Raw genomic sequence first — 21,890 nt, forward strand, 5'->3', positions numbered from 1 at the left:
CCCTGCTGGTCTCATCTTCATAGGTAATGAACAGGGGCTTTGTGAGCCCCGTTCGGGTTTTACCTCGGTGCGGGTGTTACACCCGCACGTCGGCGTACTGCAGGTACAACGTGTATCAGGTGCCGCTTTGCAGCAGCATGTTACGTACGTGGCCGATCGCCTTGGTCGGATTGAGACCTTTAGGGCAAACGTTGACGCAGTTCATGATCCCGCGGCAGCGGAATACGCTGAACGGGTCATCCAGGGACGCCAGGCGCTCCTGGGTTTTGGTGTCACGGCTGTCGGCCAGGAAACGGTAGGCCTGCAACAGCGCGGCGGGGCCCAGGAACTTGTCCGGGTTCCACCAGAACGACGGGCAGGACGTGGAGCAGCACGCGCACAGGATGCACTCGTACAAGCCGTCCAGCTTGTCACGGTCTTCCGGCGACTGCAGACGTTCGATGGCCGGAGGCGGCGTATCGTTCTGCAGGAACGGCTTCACCTTCTCGTACTGCTTGTAGAAGATGCTCATGTCCACGACCAGGTCACGAATGACCGGCAGGCCAGGCAACGGACGCAGTACCAGCTTGTTGCCCTTGACCACGCCCGACAGCGGGGTGATGCAGGCCAGGCCGTTCTTGCCGTTCATGTTCATGCCATCGGAACCGCACACGCCTTCACGGCAGGAGCGACGGTACGAGAAGCCCTCGTCCTTTTCCTTGATCAGCGCCAATACATCCAGAACCATCAGGTCCTTGCCGCCGGTATCGACGTCGAACGACTCCATCTTGGGGGCCGCGTCGGTGTCGGGGTTGTAGCGATAAACTTCGACTTTCAACATAGCAGCCACCCTTAGTAGGTCCGGATTTTTGGTTCGAAGGCCGGCACGGTCTTCGGCGCAAAGTTGACGCCACGCTTGGCAACGCGCTTGACACCCGGGTAGTACAGGGTGTGGCACAGCCAGTTCTCGTCGTCACGGTCTTCGAAGTCTTCACGGGCGTGAGCGCCGCGCGACTCTTTACGGGCTTCGGCCGCGATGGCGGTAGCTTCGGCAACTTCCAGCAGGTTCTGCAGCTCCAGCGCTTCGATACGCGCGGTGTTGAAGGCCTGGGACTTGTCGTTAATCTTGACGTTGGCAATACGTTCACGCAGGCCAGCCAGTTGCTCGATACCCTTGAGCATGTACTCGCCGGTACGGAACACACCAAAGTAGTTCTGCATGCAGCTCTGCAATTCGCGCTTGAGGCTGGCTACGTCTTCGCCGGTGGAGCGCTCGTTGAGCTTGTTCAGGCGATTCAGGGCAACGTCGATGTCGGTGTCGCTGGCGTCGAGGTGCTCGATGCCGTCGCTCAGCGCCTTCTCCAGGTGCAGGCCGGCAGCACGGCCGAATACCACCAGGTCGAGCAGCGAGTTGCCGCCCAGGCGGTTTGCACCGTGAACCGATACGCACGCCACTTCACCTACGGCGAACAGGCCAGGAATGATGTGATCATTGCCTTCTTCGTCCATGGTGATGGCCTGGCCATGAATGTTGGTGGCAACGCCACCCATCATGTAGTGGCAGGTCGGAACGACCGGCACTGGCGCAACGACAGGGTCAACGTGGGCGAAGGTCTTGGACAGTTCGCAGATGCCTGGCAGACGGCTGTGCAGCACTTCCTCGCCCAGGTGGTCCAGCTTCAGCAGTACGTGGTCCTTGTTCGGGCCCACGCCGTTGCCGGCGATGATTTCCTTGACCATGGAACGGGCAACCACGTCGCGGCCGGCCAGGTCTTTGGCGTTTGGTGCGTAGCGCTCCATGAAGCGCTCGCCGTGGGCGTTGATCAGGTAACCACCCTCACCGCGGCATCCCTCGGTGACCAGTACGCCGGCGCCGGCGATACCGGTCGGGTGGAACTGCCACATCTCGATGTCCTGCACCGGAACACCGGCGCGCAGGGCCATGCCGATGCCGTCACCGGTGTTGATCAGGGCGTTGGTGGTGGAGGCGTAGATACGGCCAGCACCGCCAGTGGCCAGAACGGTGGCCTTGGACTTGATGTACATGGTTTCGCCGGTTTCGATGCAGATCGCGATCACGCCGACGAAGGCGCCTTCCTGGTTCTTCACCAGGTCAACGGCATAGTATTCGTTGAGGAAGGTGGTACCGGCTTTCAGGTTGCCCTGGTACAGGGTGTGCAGCAGCGCGTGACCGGTACGGTCGGAAGCGGCACAGGTACGGGCAGCCTGGCCACCTTTACCGAAGTCCTTGGACTGGCCGCCGAACGGGCGCTGGTAGATACGGCCGGTTTCGGTACGCGAGAACGGCAGGCCCATGTGGTCCAATTCGAAGACCGCAGCCGGGCCTTCCTGGCACATGTATTCGATAGCGTCCTGGTCACCGATGTAGTCCGAGCCCTTGACGGTATCGTACATGTGCCAGCGCCAGTCGTCGTTCGGGTCGGCCGAAGCGATGGCGCAGGTGATGCCGCCCTGGGCGGATACGGTGTGCGAACGGGTCGGGAAGACCTTGGTGACCACGGCAGTCTTGTGACCGCCCTGGGCCAGCTGCAGCGCTGCGCGCATGCCGGCGCCGCCGCCACCGATGATGATGGCGTCGAAAGAAATGGTTGGAATGCTAGCCATGGATCAGATACCCCAGAGAATCTGCACACCCCAGACGAAGTAAGCGAACATCGCAACGCCGCATACCGCCTGGAACAGGAAACGAATCGCAGTTGCCGACTTGCCGAACGACATAGGCGTCAGGTAGTCGGTAGCAATGGTCCACATGCCAACCCAGGCGTGAGCGCCGAGGGCAACGAGGGCCAGCAGACTGAAGATCCGCATCGCGTTGTTGGAGAACAGGGCATGCCACTGGGCATAGTCGATGCCTGGGTGGGCGACCACGTAGCCGATCAGGAAGATGAAGTAAGCCGCGAGAACGACCGCCGAGACGCGCTGCGCCATCCAGTCATAGAGGCCCGAACGCGACAGGTTCGTGACGTTGGTTACCATACCCAAACTCCCACCAGAACGATCAGCACCACGGAGATGACGATCACGATTTTCGAGCCCAGCTTGCCGCCTTCCAGCGTCTCGCCGATACCCATGTCCATGATCAGGTGACGAACACCTGCCACGAGGTGATAAAGCAGGGCGGACAACAGGCCCCAGGTCACAAACTTGGCCAGCGGGCTGGTCAGACACGCCTTCACTTCACCGAAGCCTTCCTCCGAACCCAGCGACTTGCCCAGTGCATACAGCATGATGGCAAGGCCGATGAACAGAATGACGCCGGAGATACGGTGCAGGATGGACGTGTACGCGGTGACAGGAAGCTTGATGGTCCTTAGGTCTAGGTTTACAGGTCGTTGGCTTTTCACGGCTTTTTTCACACTGAAGAGCCCCTAGCGAATCAGGGCAAAGTTGTTGGTAAGTGTACTGGTCAGGTACCCACCACCCAGGGAACGGCGACCCCCAGCAGGTCGGGCTTGCAAGCCCCTGGCGGTCGGGTGCCGAGTATAGACAGTTAGGCTGCTCATGACAACGTGAGGGGGTAGCCCGAATAGCGCATTGCCTTTAAGGAGGAAAAGGCGTAAATGGGCGAGAATTTCGGGAAAAATCAGGCTTGAACAGCTGATTCAACAAGCCTTTAGGCAAATTGACATCTGAATTTATCCCTCTATAGTGGTGCGGGCCCTGCGTGGGGGGTCTGTCTGATGATTTCAAGCATTAATAGGAGGCCACATGGCTGACAAAAAAGCGCAGTTGGTCATCGAGGGCACTGCCCCCGTCGAGCTGCCCATTTTAACCGGCACGGTTGGTCCTGATGTAATCGACGTCCGCGGGTTGGGGGCCACTGGTCACTTCACCTTCGACCCTGGTTTCATGGCAACGGCCTCGTGCGAGTCGAAGATCACCTACATCGACGGCGACAAGGGTATCCTGCTGCATCGCGGCTATCCCATCGAACAACTGGCCGAACAGTCCGACTACCTCGAGACCTGCTACCTGCTGCTCAACGGCGAACTCCCCAATGCCGAGCAGAAAGCCCAGTTCGTCAGCACCGTCAAGAACCACACCATGGTTCACGAACAGCTCAAGACGTTCTTCAACGGCTTCCGCCGCGACGCTCACCCGATGGCGGTGATGTGCGGTGTGGTCGGCGCCCTGTCGGCCTTCTACCACGACTCCCTGGACATCAATAACCCGCAACACCGCGAAATTTCCGCGGTGCGCCTGGTCGCAAAGATGCCGACCCTGGCCGCGATGGTGTACAAGTATTCCATGGGGCAGCCCATGATGTACCCGCGCAACGACCTGTCGTATGCGGAAAACTTCCTGCACATGATGTTCAACACCCCGTGCGAGATCAAACCGATCAGCCCGGTGCTGGCCAAGGCAATGGACCGGATCTTCATCCTCCACGCCGACCACGAGCAGAACGCCTCCACCTCCACCGTGCGCCTGGCAGGTTCGTCGGGTGCCAACCCGTTCGCCTGCATCGCTGCCGGCATCGCGGCACTCTGGGGCCCGGCCCACGGCGGTGCCAACGAAGCGGTACTGACCATGCTCGATGAGATTGGCGATGTGTCCAACATCGACACCTTCATCGCCAAGGCCAAGGACAAGAACGATCCGTTCAAGCTCATGGGCTTCGGCCATCGCGTCTACAAGAACCGCGACCCGCGCGCCACCGTGATGAAGCAGACCTGCGACGAAGTCCTGCGCGAGCTGGGCATCAAGAACGACCCGCAGCTCGAACTGGCCATGCGCCTGGAAGAGATCGCCCTGACCGATCCTTACTTCATCGAGCGCTCGCTGTACCCGAACGTCGACTTCTACTCGGGCATCATCCTGAAGGCCATCGGCATTCCGACCAGCATGTTCACCGTGATCTTTGCCCTGGCGCGCACCGTAGGCTGGATTTCGCACTGGAAAGAAATGCTCTCCAGCCCGTACAAGATCGGCCGCCCGCGCCAGCTGTACACCGGCGAGGCGAAGCGCGACATCGTGGCACTGAGCGACCGCAAGTAAGCGTTCAACGCCCAATGCCAAAAGGCTGCCCTCGGGCAGCCTTTTTTGGTTGGCCCAGTGCTGACCGCCTCTTGTGACAGGCGGCCCTTCACCCATCCAGCAGAGAAACGTCAGTTTTTCTCAGCGCGCGCCCGAAGCGCCTTGAGCGTATTGAACGGCGCTTCCACCACGAACTTGTTGGCAACCATCGCCGGCACACTGCCGCCTGGCTCGGTATGCACCTGGTACGTGACCTCCGTGCTGTCACCCTTGGGCACCAGCTTCCAGAAACCGTCCACCTTCGCCACCCGCACGAAGCCCTTCTCCTCGGGCACGTAGGCAGGCTCTTCGACGAGGTTGCGCGTAAGGCTGCCATCGGCACTCTTGACCGTGGTTACACGCAGCACGGAGTCGCGTGGTGTCACAGGCCAGGGTGTATTGAACTGGGTGTAGGTCCAGCTCTGGTCACCCTCATGCTTGAGCAGTTTCTGCAACTTGCACTCGTGAATCCAGGCACAAGCCCCGGCCACATCCTCCTGCAACGCCTGAACCTTGGCCAGCGGCGCCTTGATGACGGTCACGCCTCGGTAAGCCTTGTACTTGGAGCCCGGCACTTCACTGAGAGAGACCTTGATGCCCTCCTCGTCCTTGGCCACCTGCCAGTTTTCAGCCAAGGCAACAGGTGCAAACAGAACACTGACGCCACACAGCAGCGCAATACGCTTGAACGATCTCATCATGTTTATCCTTGTTGTCGAAGATCCAGCCTGTCACGCCGCCGTTACCCGCTCCCACCAGCCCAGAATCCTGATCGCCTCTTCATTGTCAGCGCCGCACACCTCGGGATCGGCCTTGAAACCGCCACAGACCGCCGGCCGCTCGGGTTTGCCGAACAGGTCGCACAGGTTCGCAGGGGTAAGGTGCAGACACCTCACCCCTGCCGGCTTGCCCTCGGGCATCAGTGGCATGGCTGAGGTGATGGATGGCGCGATGCAACAGGCGCCGCAGCCTTCGCGGCATTTCATGGCATTCAAGTGACTCAGGGCTCCAGAGAACGGGATAGGGCGGCACACACGGATAGTAACCGCTCAAACAGACGTTTGAAATTGCCACCCAGATGAAAATCCACTGACTGGCCGGTCAGTCCCCGCTCACTGACGGTACTCGAAATCGATGGCGGCGCCTTCGACATCCCGCCGGCTGTCGTTGCGAAGCTGCAATTGCATTTCGTTGCTGATCAAGCGGCCGTTGAGTTGAAATGGACTGTCGGCTTCGGACTTTTCAACGAACAACGGCGGCAGCAAGGGCTTGCGCTTCTTGATGGGCGATGGCTCACCCACATTCGGCTGCAGGTTATCCACCAACTCGGTCGGCAAGCTCAGGTCGAGGTTGGCTTTGGGCAATGGCTTGGCCACTTGCTTGCTGACCTTTTTGTGCGTCGATTTAGCGCGCTTGCTGACTGCCTTGCGAGCACTTTGCTGTGCCTTGGGTTTGACTTGCGCTTTATCTGTACCGGACTGTGCCTGGCTTGCTGGCTGGGCAGCCTGGGCTGGGCTGCCCGGCAGAACCACGGGCAGCAGACACAAGACCATCAGATACCGGCGCAGTGCGTTCATGGCAAATGGACAGAACTCCATGGAAAATGCGTATGCTCCCTGTTCCGCAGCCGCCTGGCAAGCCTCACAAAAGCGGGGTTGCAGGCTCTCTGCACAATTGTTGTGCCAGTAGTCCCAAGGTGATGACTGCGCGCTCGGCCTCCTTGTTCCATGGAATCCCGCAGTTCAGGCGGATACAGTGGTTGAACTGTTCGGTGTTGCTGAAAATCAGCCCCGGCGCGATGCTGATCCCCTGCTCCAGCGCCCGCACGTGCAGCTCCTGGGTATTGACCCGGCCAGGCAAGCTCACCCACAGAATGAAGCCGCCCGTTGGGCGCGTCATCTGAGTGCCCTCCGGGAAGTGCTGCTGCACCGCCAACTGATACGCACTGAGGTTCTTGCGGTACTCCTGGCGAATGAAGCGAAGATGGCGATCATAACCACCGTTTTCCAGGTAAGCCGCTACCGCCATCTGGGTCACGCTGCACGCCGAATGGGTGGTGAAGGTCTGCAAGCGCTGGATCTCGTCCTGGTAGCGGCCGGCAATCATCCAGCCCACTCGCACGCCAGGCGAGAGCGTCTTGGAGAAGCTTGAGCAGTAGATGACCCTGTCCAGACGATCGAACGCTTTCAAAGCCTTGGTCTTGCCCTGCTCGAACATCAACTCGCCATAGATGTCATCTTCGACGATCTGGATGTCGTAGTCCGATGCCAGGCGCAGCAACTGCTTTTGCCGCTCTTCGGGAACGGTCCCTCCTAGCGGGTTGCTCAACCGCGCGGTCAACACCAACGCCTTGATGGACCATTGGTTGGCGGCCAATTGCAAGGCCTCGAGACTGATGCCGGTCGAGGGGTCGCTGGGGATCTCGATCACTTTCAATCCGAGCAAGTCCGCCAATTGCAGAAGACCGTAGTAGGTCGGCGACTCGGCCGCGATCAGGTCGCCGGGCTTGGTGAGCACACGCAGCGACATCTGTAACGCATCGACACAGCCATGGGTGACGATCACCTCCTGAGGGTCGACCAGCACGCCGGCGTCGCGCATGCGAATGGCGATCTGCCGACGCAGGGGCTCGAAGCCTGGGCTGAACATGTAGCTGAAGGCGCGCGGGCTGTGAAAGCGTGTCACCTTGGCCAGTTGCTGGTGCAAGGCTCGCACGGGCAGATAGTCGACATGTGGCACGGCCGCGCCGAAGGCGAATACGCCATCGCGGCGCGCCTCGGTCAGCACCTGCTGGATGATGCTGGCCCGGGTCACCAGACCGGGGCGCTCCACGCGCGCGATGTCCGGCGTGGGCGCCGTTAGCGCCGGGGTCTGGTGCACATAATAGCCAGACTGGGGACGCGCGCGAATCAACCCCTGGTCCTCCAGGTTGGCATACGCTTGCAGGACGGTGGCATGGCTGACATTGAGCTGTGCACTCATCTTGCGCACCGAAGGCACCCGTTCGCCTGGCTGGTAGACACCGCGCCGGATGTCTTCGGCCAGTTGCTGGGCGATACGCTGGTATAACAGCAGGTTGGTCATGGCTGGATCTCGACGCGCGGACAGGCTCATTATTCTTGTGTCGCTCACTGCGGTTCAGGATACCGGAACAGTTGCAAAGTGTACTGGGACAGATGACAGAATAGTCAACGGTACACGTGCTTGGAAGCGATTTGCAGCACCGGCACTTAAACGGTGTGCGGGCATGCTGGTCATGAGCCTATCCGGCAGGTGGCAAGCGCCCAAAAGTCATTCACGCGCAGGGGCAACGGCTGCCATGCACTGCCCATTTCGACGGCCAGCATGACCCATTGCCCGGGCCTGACACCCATCCATCAGCGTGCTGGCGCGAGCTTGCCCTTGTCGTCGGAGAACACGATCTCGACCCGTCGATTCTGCGCCCTACCCCGCTCCGAGGCGTTGACCTCAACCGGGTATTGGTCGCCATAGCCCTCGACTTGCATCCGTTTTTCATCGATGCCCAGGTCGGCCAGCATATCGGCCACGGCCTGCGCCCGGTCGCGGGACAGCTTGAGATTCTCTTCAGGCGTGCCAGTGCTGTCGGTATAACCTTCGATGCGCACTATGCGGCGGGGGTTGAGCTGGAGGAACTGCACAAGCTTGAGCACCGTCCGGCTGGCCGAGTTCTTGAGATCGGCGCTGCCGGTATCGAACAGTACGTCACCCAGCGTCATGACCAAGCCACGGTCGGGCTGCTCCGACGCCAGTGCGACGATCTGCGACTCGACCCATTTGCCCTGTTGCTGCACGCTGGCCAGCTTGGCCTCGCGCAGCGCCAATTGCAGCCGTTGGCGTTCCAAGTCGAGCTTGGCCTGGCGTTCCTGATTCAGCGCAAGCTTGGCGTGCTCACTGGCAATTTCGCTATAGCGTTGACTGAGGTAGGCGTAATGGCGCACATCGGCACCGGTACCCATGTAGCTGGACAAACGCTCGGCGCGCGACAGCGACTCGCCAGCGCGGATCACATCACGCGGCGCGCTGCGCAGCACATCCGAGTCGTCCTTGACCTTCTGGAAGCTGGCAGCGGCTTGATCCAGCGCGGCCGTGCTGCGCTGGCTGGCGCAACCGGTCAGGCCTGCTGCAAGGGCCAGCAACGTCAGTACCGTGAAAGAACCACGCGCCATCATGGCTGCACCTCCAATTGTTTGCGCAGGCGCTTAATCCTCGATTGCAGCAGTTGCAACTGCTCATCGCTCTTTTGGTTCAACACTTGTGCCTCGGCCAGCCGAGCATCGAGCTCAGCCTGTTCGGCGCGCATGCGAGCGTCGCGAAAATCCTGTGTGAGCATGTTTGTACGAGCACGTCCCAGTTTGTCTTCGGCCAGCTTGAACGCTTCGACCTGGTCGGTAGCACCAACCGCTTTTGCTTGTTCCAGGGCCTGTTCGGAGAGGCGCATCTGCTCATCCGGGACAGGGTCGTTGGCGCAGCCAGCCAGGGCAAGCACGGCCATGGCAAGGATTAAAGGTTGGGTTTTCACGCGATCTTCCTAGTGTTTGGGGGCGTCGCCCTGCGCCTGCAATTGCGCCTTCCAGCGCTCGAGATTGGTCTGCAGCACAGCATCGGACGTACCGGAGATGGGCAATTCTGTCAGTTTTTCCGCCAAATGCCCACGCAGCCAACTGTCGTTGCACGCCGAGTCATGGGACAGCGCCACGTAAAGCCCGGGTCGATCAACGGGTAGGCCGCGGGCAATCAGGGCATCGTTCATGCCCAGGCTCTGGACCATGGCCATGCCCGAGTAACGACCGGCTAGCACGTAGTCTACTTGGCCGAGTACCAACTTCTGAAAGGCCTGGGTCAGATTCTGCGCCATCACCGGTTTCAACTGGTCTTTGGCAAACGCGGTGAACGCGGGGGTCAACCGCGCTCGCTCCGAAAGACTTCCCCGATACCGCGCCAGGTCGGCTGGGCCATCGAAGGTCAACTCGGCATCGTGCCGCGTCCATACCAGATACTCATTGAGTTGCAACGGCGGGTGGATGTAGTCCAGCGATGTCAATTGCTCAACTTGCAACGGCGCATCGAGCAGCAGATCCATGCGCCCGCTGCGCACCTCCTCAAGGGCCTGATCGCGCCGGCCGGCATTGAGCACTTCCACCTTGATACCCAGCTTGCCCGCGACTTGGCGCAGCAAGTCGACGTTGGCGCCAATCAGGTGCTTAGGGTCTTTAGGATCCTGCCACGAATAGGGCGGCGCGTCGGGGCTGCCGGTGGCCACCAGGCGTTCGCACTTGCCTGCCGCCATCGCCAGTGGCGATACCAGAACTGTCATGCAGGCCAGCGTCCTGCCCGTTGCACCCAACCTCATCCCATACTCCTCGACCATAAAAAAAACCCGGCCCTCAACAAGAGGGCCGGGTTCTTTATAAGTGAAGCCAGCGGATCAGACCAGCTTTTCCAGCTCCGGCACGGCTTCGAACAGGTCGGCAACCAGGCCGTAGTCGGCAACCTGGAAGATCGGTGCTTCTTCGTCCTTGTTGATCGCCACGATCACCTTGGAATCCTTCATACCGGCCAGGTGCTGGATGGCGCCCGAGATACCGACGGCGATGTACAACTGCGGAGCGACGATCTTGCCGGTCTGGCCGACCTGCATGTCGTTGGGCACGAAGCCCGCATCGACCGCTGCACGGGAAGCGCCAACAGCGGCACCCAGTTTGTCGGCCAGGCTGTACAGGTGGCTGAAGTTATCGCCGTTACCCATGCCGCGCCCGCCGGAAACGACGATTTTGGCAGCGGTCAGCTCAGGGCGATCGGACTTGGCCAGCTCTTCGGAAACGAACGCCGAGATGCCAGCATCATGGGCAGCACCCACCGCCTCGACAGCGGCGGCGCCACCCTCGGCAGCCACGGCATCAAAGCCGGTCGTGCGCACGGTGATGACCTTCACGCTGGCGCTCGACTGCACGGTAGCGATGGCGTTACCCGCGTAGATCGGGCGCTTGAAGGTGTCGGCAGATTCGACCGAGATGATTTCGGAGATCTGATCGACGTCCAGCAGCGCTGCAACGCGCGGCAGGGTGTTCTTGCCATTGGTGGTGGCCGGGGCCAGCACGTGGCTGTAGCCCTGGGCAAGCTCGACGATCAACGGCGCAACGTTCTCGGGCAGCGCATGGGCGTAAGAGGCATTATCGGCGACCAGAACCTTGGCCACGCCGGCGATCTTGGCGGCGGATTCGCCAATGGCACCTACATTGTGACCGGCGACCAGTACGTGCACGTCACCACCAATCTTGGCGGCAGCAGCAACGGTATTGAGGGTGGACGGCGCAACGGCACCGTTCTCGTATTCAGCGACAACCAGGATAGTCATTTAGATTACCTTCGCTTCGTTCTTCAGCTTCTCGACCAGTTCGGCCACCGATTTGACCTTGATGCCAGCGCCACGGGCAGCGGGTGCTTCCACTTTCAGGGTCTTGTTGGTAGAGGCCAGGGAAACGCCCAGCGCATCCGGCGTCAGGGTCTCGAGCGGCTTCTTCTTGGCCTTCATGATGTTGGGCAACGACGCGTAGCGCGGCTCGTTCAGGCGCAGGTCGGTGGTGACGATGGCCGGCAGGTTGAGCGCGACGGTTTGCAGGCCGCCGTCGATTTCACGGGTGACGTTGAGCTTGTCGCCAGCGACTTCGACCTTGGACGCGAAAGTGCCCTGGGCGTAACCGGTCAGTGCGGCGAGCATCTGGCCAGTCTGGTTGTTGTCACTGTCGATGGCCTGCTTGCCGAGGATGACCAGCTGCGGCTGCTCCTTGTCGACCACGGCCTTGAGCGCCTTGGCCACAGCCAGGGAGTTCAGTTCGTCGGCTGCTTCGACCAGGATGGCGCGGTCGGCACCCAGCGCCAGGGCGGTACGCAACTGCTCCTGGGCGGTAGTCGGGCCGACGGATACGACGACGATCTCGGTCGCAACGCCTTTTTCTTTCAGGCGAACGGCCTCTTCCACGGCAATTTCGCAGAAGGGGTTCATGGACATCTTGACGTTAGCAAGGTCGACGCCGGAGTTGTCCGCCTTGACGCGAACCTTGACGTTGTAGTCGACCACTCGTTTGACAGCTACAAGAACCTTCATGGATTCCTCGTTACTCTCCGGTGAATAGATAGTCGCCTGGGACTAGGCCCTGCGATACGCGTGGGTACAAGGGCACCTCTGGAAACAAGCCGCAGACGAAGTTTTCATGGTGAACGCAACCAAGTGCGCCCCGGCGTTCGCCGACCCATCACTGATGTGCACATGCCTGGGGCAAAAATGCACGCGGGTCATTTGCTGTCGTGGCGTGTAGACTTCACTACAAACCGCTTGAACGCTTGAAAACCCTGCTCCACACCTGGTCTTTAGAGGTGTACCTGCGCCCGGCTGCAAGCCTACGGCGAACGTAAAACCGCTCGTATCTTGACCGTATCACCCCATCCGGTCAATACGGCAAATCGGTCACCTTCCAGCCGCCTTCCTTTGATTTTACTGGGCTGCGGCAAATTCAAACAAACGTTTGTATTGGACCGGTCAAGTGGTGTAGATATAATGCGCGTCCAAGACTAAACGGTGTAGTTCGTCATTTGCCCAGCTACAACCTGGTGGCCTGGCCACCGCTGCGAATGCCCGCGCACCCATAAGACAAAGCAACAGCTATGAGCCTTGATGAGTAGGAGAGAACCTGTGGAACGCGAATACATGGAATTCGACGTGGTCATCGTCGGCGCCGGCCCGGCGGGCCTGTCCGCCGCCTGCCGCCTGAAGCAGAAGGCCGCCGAAGCCGGTAGCGAAATCAGCGTCTGCGTGGTGGAAAAAGGCTCCGAAGTCGGTGCCCATATTCTCTCCGGCGCCGTGTTCGAGCCACGCGCCCTGAACGAGCTGTTCCCGGACTGGAAGGCGCTGGGCGCGCCGCTGAACACCGAGGTCAAGCGTGACGACATCTACGTGCTCAAGGATGCCGGCAGCGCCACCAAGGTACCTGACCTGTTCGTGCCCAAGACCATGCACAACCAGGGCAATTACATCATCTCGCTGGGCAACCTGTGCCGCTGGCTGGCCCAGCAGGCCGAGAACCTGGGTGTCGAGATCTACCCAGGTTTCGCAGCCCAGGAAGCGCTGTTCGACGAAGACGGCGTCGTACGCGGCATCGTCACAGGCGACCTGGGGGTCGATCGCGAAGGCCAGCCCAAGGAAGGCTTGTACACGCCAGGCATGGAATTGCGCGCCAAATACACCTTGTTCGCCGAAGGCTGCCGTGGCCACATCGGCAAGCAACTGATCAAGCGCTTCAAACTGGACAGCGATTCGGACGTGCAGCACTACGGTATCGGGCTCAAGGAACTGTGGGAAATCGACCCAGCCAAACACCAGCAAGGCCTGGTGGTGCACACCGCCGGCTGGCCGCTGGACGTCATGGCCAAGGACAACACCGGTGGCTCGTTCCTCTACCATCTGGAGAACAACCAGGTGGTCGTCGGGCTGATCGTCGACCTGTCCTATGCCAACCCCTACCTGTCGCCCTTCGACGAGTTCCAGCGCCTGAAGCACCACCCGGTGATCAGCCAGTACCTCGAAGGCGGCAAACGCATCAGCTATGGTGCGCGCGCGCTGGCCAAGGGCGGCATCAACTCGCTGCCCAAGATGGTATTCAAAGGCGGCGCCCTGATCGGCTGCGACCTGGGTACCATGAACGTTGCCAAGATCAAGGGCAGCCATACGGCCATGAAGTCGGGGATGCTCGCTGCAGAGGCCGTCGCTGACGCCCTGATCGCCGGCAGTGAGGGCGGTGACCAGCTAGACGGCTATGTCAGCGCCTTCAAGGCCAGCTGGCTGCATGAAGAACTGTTCGCCAGCCGCAACTTCGGCCCGGCCATGCACAAGTTCGGCCCGTTGCTGGGTGCTGCGTTCAACTACATCGACCAGAACTGGTTCGCCGGCAAGCTGCCCTTCACGCTGCGCGACACCAAGCCTGACTATGCCTGCCTGAAGCTGGCCGCAGACTCGCAAAAGATCGAATACCCCAAGCCCGACGGCAAGCTCAGCTTCGACAAGCTCAGCTCGGTGTTCCTGTCCAGCACCAACCATGAAGAAGAGCAGCCCTGCCACCTGAAGCTGGCCGACCCGACCATTCCGATCGCCAGTAACCTGCCGCTGTATGACGAACCTGCCCAGCGTTATTGCCCGGCAGGCGTCTACGAAGTAGTCACTCAGGACGATGGCAGCAAGCGTTTCCAGATCAACGCGCAGAACTGCGTGCACTGCAAGACGTGCGATATCAAGGACCCGGCCCAGAACATCACCTGGGTCACGCCCGAAGGCGCTGGCGGGCCCAACTACCCGAACATGTAGTCACCTCGCCCTGGCCGATACAAGAAGCCCCCGGTTCTCTCGAACCGGGGGCTTCTTGTATCGGCCAGGGCGTGCTCGGAAACGGCAGGGTCACACGTGTCAGGCCGTGCGCGAGAGTTCAAGCCCAGGTTCACCCGTCGCCAAGGGCTCTCGTCGCCCGAAGTACACCGCAGTCATTACCCCCACCCCGCCCATCACCAGACAGAAACCCACACACACCCAAGGGCTCCATGGCATCAGTGCGATAAGCGCCAAAGGCGTGATACTGGCCCACAGCGCATAAGCCACGTTGTAGGTGAACGAAATGCCCGATACGCGAATCTGCGCGGGGAACAGCCCGACCATGACCGAGGGCACCACGCCCACCACGCCGCACGACAAGCCCGCCAGGGCATAGGCCACCCATGTCATGCCCCAATGCCCGATCAGGCTGGCATAGAGCACGCCGACCCCCAGGGGTAGCAGCACGCTGTACAGCAGCAGCGCCCGCCACGCGCCCACGCGGTCTACCAACAACCCGGCAAGCACACAGCCCAGATTCAGAAACACGATGCCCACGCTGCTCAGGGCAAAGGTATCCCCGGCACTCATGCCAAAGCGCTGCTGCATGACCGTCGGGGTGATCACCACCAGCACCACCACTGCCGAGGTCAGCACGCAGGTCAGCAACGCCGCTGGCGCCAAGGCACGTTTATGTTCGCCAAGCACCTGTCGCAACGGAAACTTCACCGGGGCCTGCTGGCTGCGCAAGGCCACAAAAACCGGCGTTTCACTCAGCCAGCGGCGCAACCACACGCCGATGACCCCGAACACGCCCCCCAGCAGGAACGGATAACGCCAGGCGTAGCTGAGTATTTCCTCGGGCGAGAACACGTGGGCCAGCAAGGTTGCCGTCAGGGCGCCCAGCAGATAGCCGAACGTGAGCCCGGCCTGCAGAAAACCCAAGGCATAGCCGCGTCGCCCGGGCGGTGCATGTTCGGCAACGAAGGTCCAGGCACTGGGCACTTCACCGCCTACTGCAGCCCCTTGCAGAATGCGCAGAGCCAGCAACAACAACGGCGCCGCGTAGCCGATGTCGGCATACGTCGGCATGACGCCGATGAGCAGGCAAGGCAGCGCCATCATCAGAATGCTGAGGCTGAAAACGCGCTTGCGGCCCAGGTGATCCGCGAAATGCGCCATCAGGATGCCACCCAACGGCCGGGCCAGGTAACCGGTGACGAAGATGCCGAAACTTTGCAGCAGCCGTAGCCATTGAGGCATTTCGGGCGGGAAGAAAAGCTGGCTGAGGGTCAGGGCAAAAAAGACGAAGATGATGAAATCGTAGATTTCCAGCGCGCCGCCCAGCGCAGCCAGGCCCAGCGTCCTGTGGTCACGGCGGGTGAACCGGGGTGGACGAGCGGTATCGGTGGCAGTCATGGCAGGTTTCGCAGCAATGGTCAAAGGCCGGAGGATAGCAAATAGCGACCCGATTGCCCCTACCCTGCCCGGCTCAGCGATGAAAGACCGTCTGGGCCAGGTTGCCGGGCGCTCTGGGGCCCGCCCTGCGTAGCCCGTCCGGCATAGGCAAGGTGCCCACCACCACGGGTGCGTCGATGATGGACATGAACGACGCCAGGGCGTCATCGTCAGGTACGTGGGGCAGGCTCAGGCTGACCGCCTGGCGCTCGGCCTGGGGCACCGCAGGCACCTTCAGCTGGGCGCAATGGTAAAGCAGGGCATGCTGGATCTGCGTGCTGACCCGGCAAAACCGTACCAGGTCTACGCCTGCGTGGCTGGCCAATTCGATGTTGCCCAGCAGCAGGTGGAAGGGCTGCAGGGCACCGAGTACCAGGCGCTGCAGCTCCCCGAAACTGTCGACAGGGGCAATACGGTAATACCCCAGGCCATTGAGCATACGCTCCAGTTGCAGGCGTTGGTGCGGGTGGGCATCGGCAATCAGGATACGCAAGGACTTGTTGGCCATGGTCGAACCTGGACAGTGGTAGGAGCGCCCAAGACCTGGCCGAGCCCGTCAAGCCCATGCCAGGTCCGGCATTGATACCCCTAGATACAAGCCGGGAAACCCTCGGAAAGCAAGCGGCGGCCCAACAGAATGTGCAGTTTGCACGGCGTGCCGTCAGGACTCCCACTGGCGCATGCGTTGCCGGCAGTGTTTCATGGCATTGACGATGTGCTTCTCCACCAGGCTACGCGACAGGCCTAGCCGCTCGGCGATCTGCGGGTGGGACAAGCCTTCGAGCTTGCGCAGCAGAAAGCTGTCACGGCATGGCTTGGGCAATTCGTCCAAGGCGCGCTTGAGCAGGTCCAGCCGCTGGGCGTGGTGCATGTCCTGGGACCAGACCGTGTGCTGCCACTGAACGCCCTCGTCGAGCACTTCCAGCGGTTCGGTCTGGCGAATCAAGTGGCGCCGATGTCGATCCACCACCAGATTGAGCGCGGTGCGATAAAGAAACGCCCGAGGGTGTTCGATCACTTGCGCATCGACACGCTCCAGTACCCGAACGTAGGCGTCATGGGCCACATCTTCGGCAGCCTGGCGGCTGCCAAGGCGTGCGCTCAGGAAATTGACCAACTCGCGATAATAGTGTTCCACGGCGGCACCCTGAATCGCCCGATGAAGGCCCCGCGCAGCCCAGATGGTCGCAGGTGATATCAAATTGGAATCTTACAAATTATCATTAACCGCAGCAACCGACGTCGGTCGCCTGCCAAGGCTAAATTCAACACCATGACCTTCGTTTAACGGGGACCTGCCTGCGCACAGGCATTGCTTGCGCTCAGGCCCACTTCGGCTGGAAGTCCCCATGAGACGTGCACCCGCTACTCGCCACCGCCTGCTTCTGGGCGGCTTCGCCCTGCTGAGCCTGGGCAGTCTTCTGGCCTGGAGCACCCTGCCCCTGGGCGCGGTACCGGCCAATACCGTCACCGTGACGCGTGCAGACATTGAAAGCAGCGTCACCGCGCTGGGCACGCTGCAACCCAGGCGCTATGTGGATGTTGGCGCACAAGCCTCCGGGCAGATTCGCACGCTTCACGTCGAAGCCGGCGATACCGTGCGCAAGGGACAACTGCTGGTGGAGATTGACCCGTCAACACAGCAGGCGCGCGTGGATGCCGGGCGCTTTTCCATCGACAATCTCAAGGCGCAGCTCGCCGAGCAGCGCGCCCAGTTCAAACTGGCCAAGCAGCAGCTCGCCCGCCAGCGCAGCCTGGCCGATGCCGGCGCCACCCGCGAAGAGGATGTGCAGGCGGCCAATGCGCAGCTCAGCGTCACCCAGGCGCGTATCGACATGTATCAGGCGCAGATCCGTCAGGCCCAGGCGAGCCTGCGCAGTGACGAAGCCGAATTGGGCTACACCCGCATCTACGCCCCGATGGATGGCACCGTGGTCGCGGTGGATGCCCGTGAAGGCCAGACCCTCAATGCCCAGCAGCAAACCCCGTTGATCCTGCGCATCGCCAAGCTCTCGCCCATGACGGTGTGGGCGCAGGTATCGGAGGCCGACATCGGTAAGGTCAAGCCTGGCATGACGGCCTACTTCACGACACTGGCAGGCGGCAAGCGCCGCTGGAGCAGCCGCGTCAGGCAGATCCTGCCGATTCCACCCAAGCCGCTGGAGCAAACCAGCAGCGGTGGCGGTAGCCCGGCGAGCGCGACCAATGGCGCCACCGGTACTCAGGTGGTGCAGTACACCGTCTTGCTGGATGTGGAGAACCCTGACGGTGCGCTGATGGCCGACATGACCACGCAAGTGTTCTTCGTCGCCGGGCAGGCCAGCGGTGTACTGACCGTACCCCTGGCCGCGCTGGACGAACGCGATGGCATGCACATCGCCCAGGTGCTCGCCCCCGATGGCCAGGTGCAACCGCGTCAGGTACGAACAGGGCTTAGCGATCGCCTGCGTGTGCAGGTGCTCGATGGCCTGGGCGAAGGTGAGCGGTTACTGATCGGCCAAGGCAGTGGAGGCTAGATGACCACGCCCCTGATCGAACTGCGCGACATCTGCAAGGCTTACGGCGGCTTCGGCACCCCCAGGGTGGACGTGCTGCGGGGTATCAGCGTGCGTATTCATCCCGGTGAATTCGTTGCCATCGTTGGCGCTTCGGGCTCCGGAAAGTCGACCTTGATGAACATCCTCGGTTGCCTAGACCGTCCCACCCGCGGCAGCTATCACTTCGCGGGGATGGACGTGGCCGAGCTGGGCAACGATGAACTGGCGTGGCTGCGCCGCGAGGCATTCGGATTCGTCTTTCAGGGTTACCACCTGATCCCTTCCGGCTCTGCGCTGGAAAACGTCGAAATGCCCGCCATTTACGCAGGCATCCCGGCCCAGGAGCGCCAGGTGCGCGCCGCGGCCCTGTTGGACCGGCTAGGCTTGGCAAGCCGCACTGCCAACCGCCCGCATCAACTCTCGGGGGGTCAGCAGCAGCGGGTGTCGATTGCCCGCGCATTGATGAACGGTGGCCACATCATCCTCGCCGACGAGCCCACCGGTGCCCTGGACAGCCACAGCGGCAAGGAAGTCATGGCACTGCTGGACGAGTTGGCCAGCCAAGGCCATGTGATCATCCTGATCACCCACGACCGCGATGTCGCGGCCCGCGCGCACCGGGTCATCGAAATTCGCGACGGCCTCATGATCAGCGACTCGGCCGACCAGCGCGACGGCGCAGCCCGCCACCCCGGCCTGCAGGCCGATGATCTGCGTCAGCGCCTGGGCCAGGGGGCGCAGCTGCGCGGCGCCTGGAAAGGCGAGCTGGTCGAAGCACTCCAGGCAGCTTGGCGCATCATGTGGATCAATCGCTTTCGCACCGCGCTCACCTTGCTGGGCATCGTCATCGGAGTAGCCTCGGTGGTGGTCATGCTGGCCGTGGGCGAAGGCAGCAAGCGCCAGGTGATGGCGCAGATGGCCGCGTTCGGCTCCAACATCCTTTATCTCAACGGCAAGCCGGCGACACTCGGCGAGCCGGCAGGTACCGTCACCCTGGACGATGTCGCCGCCATCGGCCAATTGCCGCAGGTCAAGCACGTCATGCCCGTTATCGGGGAAAAGCTCATGGTGCGCCAGAACAACACCAGCCAGATGTTCTACGTGGGCGGCAACAACACCTGGTTCGAGGACATTTTCAACTGGCCCGTGGTCGAGGGCTCATTCTTCAGCCAGGCCGACGAAGCCGGCGCGGCGGCAGTCGCCGTGATCGGCCAGAAAGTGCGGGAGAGGATGCTGGGCGATCATGCCAACCCGATCGGCCAATACCTGCTGATCGGCAACGTGCCCTTCCAGGTGATCGGCATACTGGCGGGAAAAGGCGCCAGCTCCGGCGACCAGGACAGCGACGGGCGTATCGTGGTGCCGTACTCGGCCGCCGCCATCCGCCTGTTCGGTCATCGCGACCCCGACTACATCACCATCGCGGCGCGCGATTCGGCGCAGGTCAACGGGACCGAGGCGGCCATCGATCACCTGTTGCGCCAGCGCCACCAGGGCCGCCACGATTTCGAACTGACCAACGATGCGGCCTTGATCCAGGCCGAGGCACGCACCCAGAGCAGCCTGTCGTTGATGCTCGGCGCCATCGCGGCCATCTCGCTGCTGGTGGGCGGCATTGGGGTGATGAACATCATGCTGATGACCGTGCGCGAGCGCACCCGCGAAATTGGTATCCGCATGGCCACCGGAGCGCGCCAGCGCGACATCATGCGCCAGTTCCTCAGCGAGGCGGTCATGCTGTCGATGGTGGGCGGGCTCAGCGGCATCGTCCTGGCCCTGGTCGTCGGCGCCGGCTTGATGCTGGCCGATATCGCGGTGGCCTTCGCGCTGCCTGCCATGCTTGGCGCTTTTACCTGCGCTGTGATCACCGGCATCGTGTTCGGCTTCATGCCCGCACGCAAGGCCGCCCGACTCGACCCGGTCAAAGCCCTTACCAGCGAATAAGCCATGCCCTTGCCAAGCCGCATCAGCCTGTTGACCCTCTGCCTGGCGCTCGCCGGGTGCAGCCCGCCCACTCTGCCCCAGGCAGAGGTCCAGCTGCCAGGGGCCTGGCAGGGCCCGACACGCGCTTTCAGTGAGGCCGATAGACCGGCGCGTCAGTGGTGGCAGTCCTTCAACAGCCCCGAACTGGACAACCTGGTGCAACGCGCCCTGCATAACAGCCACGACCTGGCGGCCGCCACCGCGCGCATCCGCCAGGCCAGAGCCCGTGCCGCCATCGCCAATGCACCCTTGCTGCCAGCGGTCGAACTGGGCGTGGATGCCAGCCGCCAGCGGCTGCTCAAGGGCGAGGGTTATAACGACCTCGATGCCACCAGCAGCCAGCGCACCAGCACCGCGTTCGATACCCAGCTCAGTGCCAGCTATGAAATCGATTTCTGGGGCGGCCTGCGGGCTAGCCGCGACAACGCCCTGCACGCACTGCAAGCCAGCCGCTTCGACCGGCAGACGGTGCAGCTGAGCCTGCTCAGCGACATTGCCAACACGTATCTGCAGGGCCTGGCCCTGGCCGAGCAACTGCGCATCGCCCAACTGAACCTGGACAATGCACGGGGCATCTTGCGACTGGTCCAGGCGCGTCAGCGCGCAGGCTCGGCAACACGCCTGGAACTTGCCCAGCAGCGCAGCCTGGTCGCGGCCCAGGCGCGTCAGATCCCCCTGTTGGCGCAACGCGTGCAAGACGCCCGAATCACCCTCGCGACATTGCTCGGCGACCCGGTGCAGCAACTGCCAACCAGCCGTCAGCCGTTCGCCAACGTGGCCTGGCCGACGGTCGACAGCGGCCTGCCCAGCGACCTGCTGACCCGTCGCCCCGATATTGCCGCCGCCGAGGCCCGCCTGGCAGCGGCCAATGCCAACGTGCAGGTGGCCCGAGCGGCCATGCTGCCCAAGATAACCCTTGGCGCCACCCTTGGCAGCGGCGCCCGCACCTTCGCCCAGACACTGGAAAGCCCCTATTACACCCTGACCTCCGGCCTGCTTGCGCCGATTTTCGACAACGGCAAGCTGCGCGCCTCCCGCGACCTGGCCGAGGCCGAGCAGGCCGAATTGCTGGAGCAGTATCGCAGCAGCATCCTCGCTGGCCTGAGCGATGTGGAGAAGGCGCTCAATGCCCTTGACGGTGTCGACCGCCAGCGTCACTGGCAGGACGAAGAAGTGCGACAAGCCCAACTGGCCTTTGACCTGGCCGAACAGCGCTACGGGGCAGGCGCCGAGACCGTGCTGACCGTACTGGAAACCCAGCGCACGCTGTATACGGCCCAGGACCAGCAGGCAACGCTACGCCTGGCCCGCCTGCAAGCGAGCGTGGCGCTTTACAAGGCGCTGGGTGGTGGGTGGGAGGTGGGAGGTGGGGGGTGATGCACCGTAGGCGCAACGCTGAGCTCGAAAAACGCCAGGATAGCCGAGACCGCTGCGCGGCCTGTCGCGGCGCAAGGCCGCACACGGGCTAACCTTTAGATGCGATGCAAGGCAGTTGCTTCGGTATAGTCCTGGAGCGGCCT

Annotated in this window: 21 protein-coding genes; 5 read left to right on the top strand and 16 right to left on the bottom strand. The window is 62.0% G+C overall.

The genetic code is table 11. The annotated features are described in order from the left end of the window. Positions 1 to 115: 115 nt before the first annotated feature. The 4 genes from B2J77_RS13295 to sdhC are packed head-to-tail and all read right to left on the bottom strand — an operon-like array spanning position 116 to position 3,356. On the bottom strand, positions 116 to 820 hold the full coding sequence (locus tag B2J77_RS13295) for a succinate dehydrogenase iron-sulfur subunit (protein ID WP_023533615.1): 705 nt from the start codon (positions 818 to 820) through the stop codon (positions 116 to 118). 11 nt (positions 821 to 831) lie between these two features. Then, positions 832 to 2,604 (bottom strand): succinate dehydrogenase flavoprotein subunit, encoded by a 1,773-nt coding sequence (sdhA, locus tag B2J77_RS13300; RefSeq protein WP_058602663.1) that lies wholly within the window; start codon positions 2,602 to 2,604, stop codon positions 832 to 834. A gap of 3 nt (positions 2,605 to 2,607) precedes the next feature. Continuing rightward, positions 2,608 to 2,976 carry a succinate dehydrogenase, hydrophobic membrane anchor protein gene (gene sdhD / locus B2J77_RS13305; protein WP_023533603.1) on the bottom strand — a complete coding sequence of 123 codons (369 nt, stop codon included), beginning with the start codon at positions 2,974 to 2,976 and terminating at the stop codon, positions 2,608 to 2,610. Beyond that, on the bottom strand, positions 2,970 to 3,356 hold the full coding sequence (gene sdhC, locus B2J77_RS13310) for a succinate dehydrogenase, cytochrome b556 subunit (protein ID WP_008091902.1): 387 nt from the start codon (positions 3,354 to 3,356) through the stop codon (positions 2,970 to 2,972). Before sdhC ends, sdhD begins: the two co-directional genes overlap by 7 nt. 352 nt (positions 3,357 to 3,708) lie before the next feature. Between sdhC and gltA the strand changes: the two genes are divergently transcribed. After that, positions 3,709 to 4,998 (top strand): citrate synthase, encoded by a 1,290-nt coding sequence (gene gltA, locus B2J77_RS13315; protein WP_058639744.1) that lies wholly within the window; start codon positions 3,709 to 3,711, stop codon positions 4,996 to 4,998. Between the two features lie 110 nt (positions 4,999 to 5,108). Here the strand turns inward: gltA and B2J77_RS13320 are convergent, their stop codons facing one another. The 9 genes from B2J77_RS13320 to B2J77_RS13360 all read right to left on the bottom strand — a co-directional run bounded on the left by B2J77_RS13320 (position 5,109) and on the right by B2J77_RS13360 (position 12,142). Continuing rightward, positions 5,109 to 5,714 carry an START domain-containing protein gene (locus tag B2J77_RS13320; RefSeq protein WP_058602662.1) on the bottom strand — a complete coding sequence of 202 codons (606 nt, stop codon included), beginning with the start codon at positions 5,712 to 5,714 and terminating at the stop codon, positions 5,109 to 5,111. Positions 5,715 to 5,747: 33 nt separating this feature from the next. Then, positions 5,748 to 6,002 carry a YkgJ family cysteine cluster protein gene (locus B2J77_RS13325; protein ID WP_027916297.1) on the bottom strand — a complete coding sequence of 85 codons (255 nt, stop codon included), beginning with the start codon at positions 6,000 to 6,002 and terminating at the stop codon, positions 5,748 to 5,750. A gap of 126 nt (positions 6,003 to 6,128) precedes the next feature. Then, the gene (locus tag B2J77_RS13330; RefSeq protein ID WP_058639745.1) at positions 6,129 to 6,593 is read right to left on the bottom strand and encodes a hypothetical protein; all 465 of its coding nucleotides are present in this window, start codon (positions 6,591 to 6,593) and stop codon (positions 6,129 to 6,131) included. Between the two features lie 64 nt (positions 6,594 to 6,657). Further along, complete coding sequence (locus tag B2J77_RS13335) at positions 6,658 to 8,100, bottom strand: PLP-dependent aminotransferase family protein (protein WP_058602659.1); 1,443 nt, start codon at positions 8,098 to 8,100, stop codon at positions 6,658 to 6,660. 293 nt (positions 8,101 to 8,393) lie between these two features. Further along, positions 8,394 to 9,203 carry an OmpA family protein gene (locus tag B2J77_RS13340; protein ID WP_100852658.1) on the bottom strand — a complete coding sequence of 270 codons (810 nt, stop codon included), beginning with the start codon at positions 9,201 to 9,203 and terminating at the stop codon, positions 8,394 to 8,396. After that, the gene (locus B2J77_RS13345; protein WP_058639747.1) at positions 9,203 to 9,556 is read right to left on the bottom strand and encodes a DUF4398 domain-containing protein; all 354 of its coding nucleotides are present in this window, start codon (positions 9,554 to 9,556) and stop codon (positions 9,203 to 9,205) included. The genes B2J77_RS13340 and B2J77_RS13345 overlap by 1 nt, the downstream gene beginning before the upstream one ends. Before the next feature lie 9 nt (positions 9,557 to 9,565). Beyond that, positions 9,566 to 10,387 carry a substrate-binding periplasmic protein gene (locus B2J77_RS13350; RefSeq protein ID WP_078478824.1) on the bottom strand — a complete coding sequence of 274 codons (822 nt, stop codon included), beginning with the start codon at positions 10,385 to 10,387 and terminating at the stop codon, positions 9,566 to 9,568. A gap of 75 nt (positions 10,388 to 10,462) precedes the next feature. Next, a complete protein-coding gene (locus B2J77_RS13355) occupies positions 10,463 to 11,392 on the bottom strand; it encodes an electron transfer flavoprotein subunit alpha/FixB family protein (RefSeq protein WP_078478825.1) in 930 nt (309 codons plus the stop codon). Further along, positions 11,393 to 12,142 carry an electron transfer flavoprotein subunit beta/FixA family protein gene (locus B2J77_RS13360; protein WP_023533596.1) on the bottom strand — a complete coding sequence of 250 codons (750 nt, stop codon included), beginning with the start codon at positions 12,140 to 12,142 and terminating at the stop codon, positions 11,393 to 11,395. 585 nt (positions 12,143 to 12,727) lie between these two features. Between B2J77_RS13360 and B2J77_RS13365 the strand changes: the two genes are divergently transcribed. After that, positions 12,728 to 14,392 (top strand): electron transfer flavoprotein-ubiquinone oxidoreductase, encoded by a 1,665-nt coding sequence (locus B2J77_RS13365; protein ID WP_058639749.1) that lies wholly within the window; start codon positions 12,728 to 12,730, stop codon positions 14,390 to 14,392. Positions 14,393 to 14,491: 99 nt separating this feature from the next. Here the strand turns inward: B2J77_RS13365 and B2J77_RS13370 are convergent, their stop codons facing one another. From B2J77_RS13370 to B2J77_RS13380, 3 genes are all read right to left on the bottom strand, one after another. Next, positions 14,492 to 15,811: an MFS transporter gene (locus tag B2J77_RS13370; protein WP_078478826.1), complete on the bottom strand. Its 1,320-nt coding sequence runs from the start codon at positions 15,809 to 15,811 to the stop codon at positions 14,492 to 14,494. Positions 15,812 to 15,884: 73 nt separating this feature from the next. Beyond that, on the bottom strand, positions 15,885 to 16,358 hold the full coding sequence (locus B2J77_RS13375) for a histidine kinase (RefSeq protein WP_078478827.1): 474 nt from the start codon (positions 16,356 to 16,358) through the stop codon (positions 15,885 to 15,887). Between the two features lie 153 nt (positions 16,359 to 16,511). After that, positions 16,512 to 16,988, bottom strand: a complete 477-nt coding sequence (locus tag B2J77_RS13380; protein WP_058602651.1) for a sigma-70 family RNA polymerase sigma factor — start codon at positions 16,986 to 16,988, stop codon at positions 16,512 to 16,514. Positions 16,989 to 17,199: 211 nt separating this feature from the next. Here B2J77_RS13380 and B2J77_RS13385 point away from each other — a divergent pair, with 211 nt between their 5' ends. From B2J77_RS13385 to B2J77_RS13395, 3 genes are read left to right on the top strand one after another with little or no spacing between them, the layout of a single operon-like run. After that, positions 17,200 to 18,366 (top strand): efflux RND transporter periplasmic adaptor subunit, encoded by a 1,167-nt coding sequence (locus tag B2J77_RS13385; protein ID WP_078478828.1) that lies wholly within the window; start codon positions 17,200 to 17,202, stop codon positions 18,364 to 18,366. Beyond that, positions 18,367 to 20,331 carry a MacB family efflux pump subunit gene (locus B2J77_RS13390; RefSeq protein WP_078478829.1) on the top strand — a complete coding sequence of 655 codons (1,965 nt, stop codon included), beginning with the start codon at positions 18,367 to 18,369 and terminating at the stop codon, positions 20,329 to 20,331. 3 nt (positions 20,332 to 20,334) lie between these two features. Then, positions 20,335 to 21,747 carry an efflux transporter outer membrane subunit gene (locus B2J77_RS13395; RefSeq protein ID WP_078478830.1) on the top strand — a complete coding sequence of 471 codons (1,413 nt, stop codon included), beginning with the start codon at positions 20,335 to 20,337 and terminating at the stop codon, positions 21,745 to 21,747. Positions 21,748 to 21,890 lie beyond the last annotated feature (143 nt).

This window comes from Pseudomonas parafulva (assembly GCF_002021815.1).
In the GTDB taxonomy this organism is placed as follows: domain Bacteria; phylum Pseudomonadota; class Gammaproteobacteria; order Pseudomonadales; family Pseudomonadaceae; genus Aquipseudomonas; species Aquipseudomonas parafulva_B.

Excerpts from the sequence above, each read along its gene's own strand:
- B2J77_RS13355 (WP_078478825.1), bottom strand. The coding sequence starts at position 11,392 with ATGACTATCCTGGTTGTCGCTGAATACGAGAACGGTGCCGTTGCGCCG.
- B2J77_RS13325 (WP_027916297.1), bottom strand. The coding sequence starts at position 6,002 with ATGAAATGCCGCGAAGGCTGCGGCGCCTGTTGCATCGCGCCATCCATC.
- sdhA (WP_058602663.1), bottom strand. The coding sequence starts at position 2,604 with ATGGCTAGCATTCCAACCATTTCTTTCGACGCCATCATCATCGGTGGC.
- B2J77_RS13360 (WP_023533596.1), bottom strand. The coding sequence starts at position 12,142 with ATGAAGGTTCTTGTAGCTGTCAAACGAGTGGTCGACTACAACGTCAAG.
- B2J77_RS13335 (WP_058602659.1), bottom strand. The coding sequence starts at position 8,100 with ATGACCAACCTGCTGTTATACCAGCGTATCGCCCAGCAACTGGCCGAA.
- B2J77_RS13330 (WP_058639745.1), bottom strand. The coding sequence starts at position 6,593 with ATGAACGCACTGCGCCGGTATCTGATGGTCTTGTGTCTGCTGCCCGTG.
- B2J77_RS13320 (WP_058602662.1), bottom strand. The coding sequence starts at position 5,714 with ATGAGATCGTTCAAGCGTATTGCGCTGCTGTGTGGCGTCAGTGTTCTG.
- B2J77_RS13370 (WP_078478826.1), bottom strand. The coding sequence starts at position 15,811 with ATGACTGCCACCGATACCGCTCGTCCACCCCGGTTCACCCGCCGTGAC.
- B2J77_RS13385 (WP_078478828.1), top strand. The coding sequence starts at position 17,200 with ATGAGACGTGCACCCGCTACTCGCCACCGCCTGCTTCTGGGCGGCTTC.
- B2J77_RS13295 (WP_023533615.1), bottom strand. The coding sequence starts at position 820 with ATGTTGAAAGTCGAAGTTTATCGCTACAACCCCGACACCGACGCGGCC.
- B2J77_RS13390 (WP_078478829.1), top strand. The coding sequence starts at position 18,367 with ATGACCACGCCCCTGATCGAACTGCGCGACATCTGCAAGGCTTACGGC.
- gltA (WP_058639744.1), top strand. The coding sequence starts at position 3,709 with ATGGCTGACAAAAAAGCGCAGTTGGTCATCGAGGGCACTGCCCCCGTC.
- B2J77_RS13340 (WP_100852658.1), bottom strand. The coding sequence starts at position 9,203 with ATGGCGCGTGGTTCTTTCACGGTACTGACGTTGCTGGCCCTTGCAGCA.
- B2J77_RS13375 (WP_078478827.1), bottom strand. The coding sequence starts at position 16,358 with ATGGCCAACAAGTCCTTGCGTATCCTGATTGCCGATGCCCACCCGCAC.
- B2J77_RS13395 (WP_078478830.1), top strand. The coding sequence starts at position 20,335 with ATGCCCTTGCCAAGCCGCATCAGCCTGTTGACCCTCTGCCTGGCGCTC.
- sdhD (WP_023533603.1), bottom strand. The coding sequence starts at position 2,976 with ATGGTAACCAACGTCACGAACCTGTCGCGTTCGGGCCTCTATGACTGG.
- B2J77_RS13350 (WP_078478824.1), bottom strand. The coding sequence starts at position 10,387 with ATGAGGTTGGGTGCAACGGGCAGGACGCTGGCCTGCATGACAGTTCTG.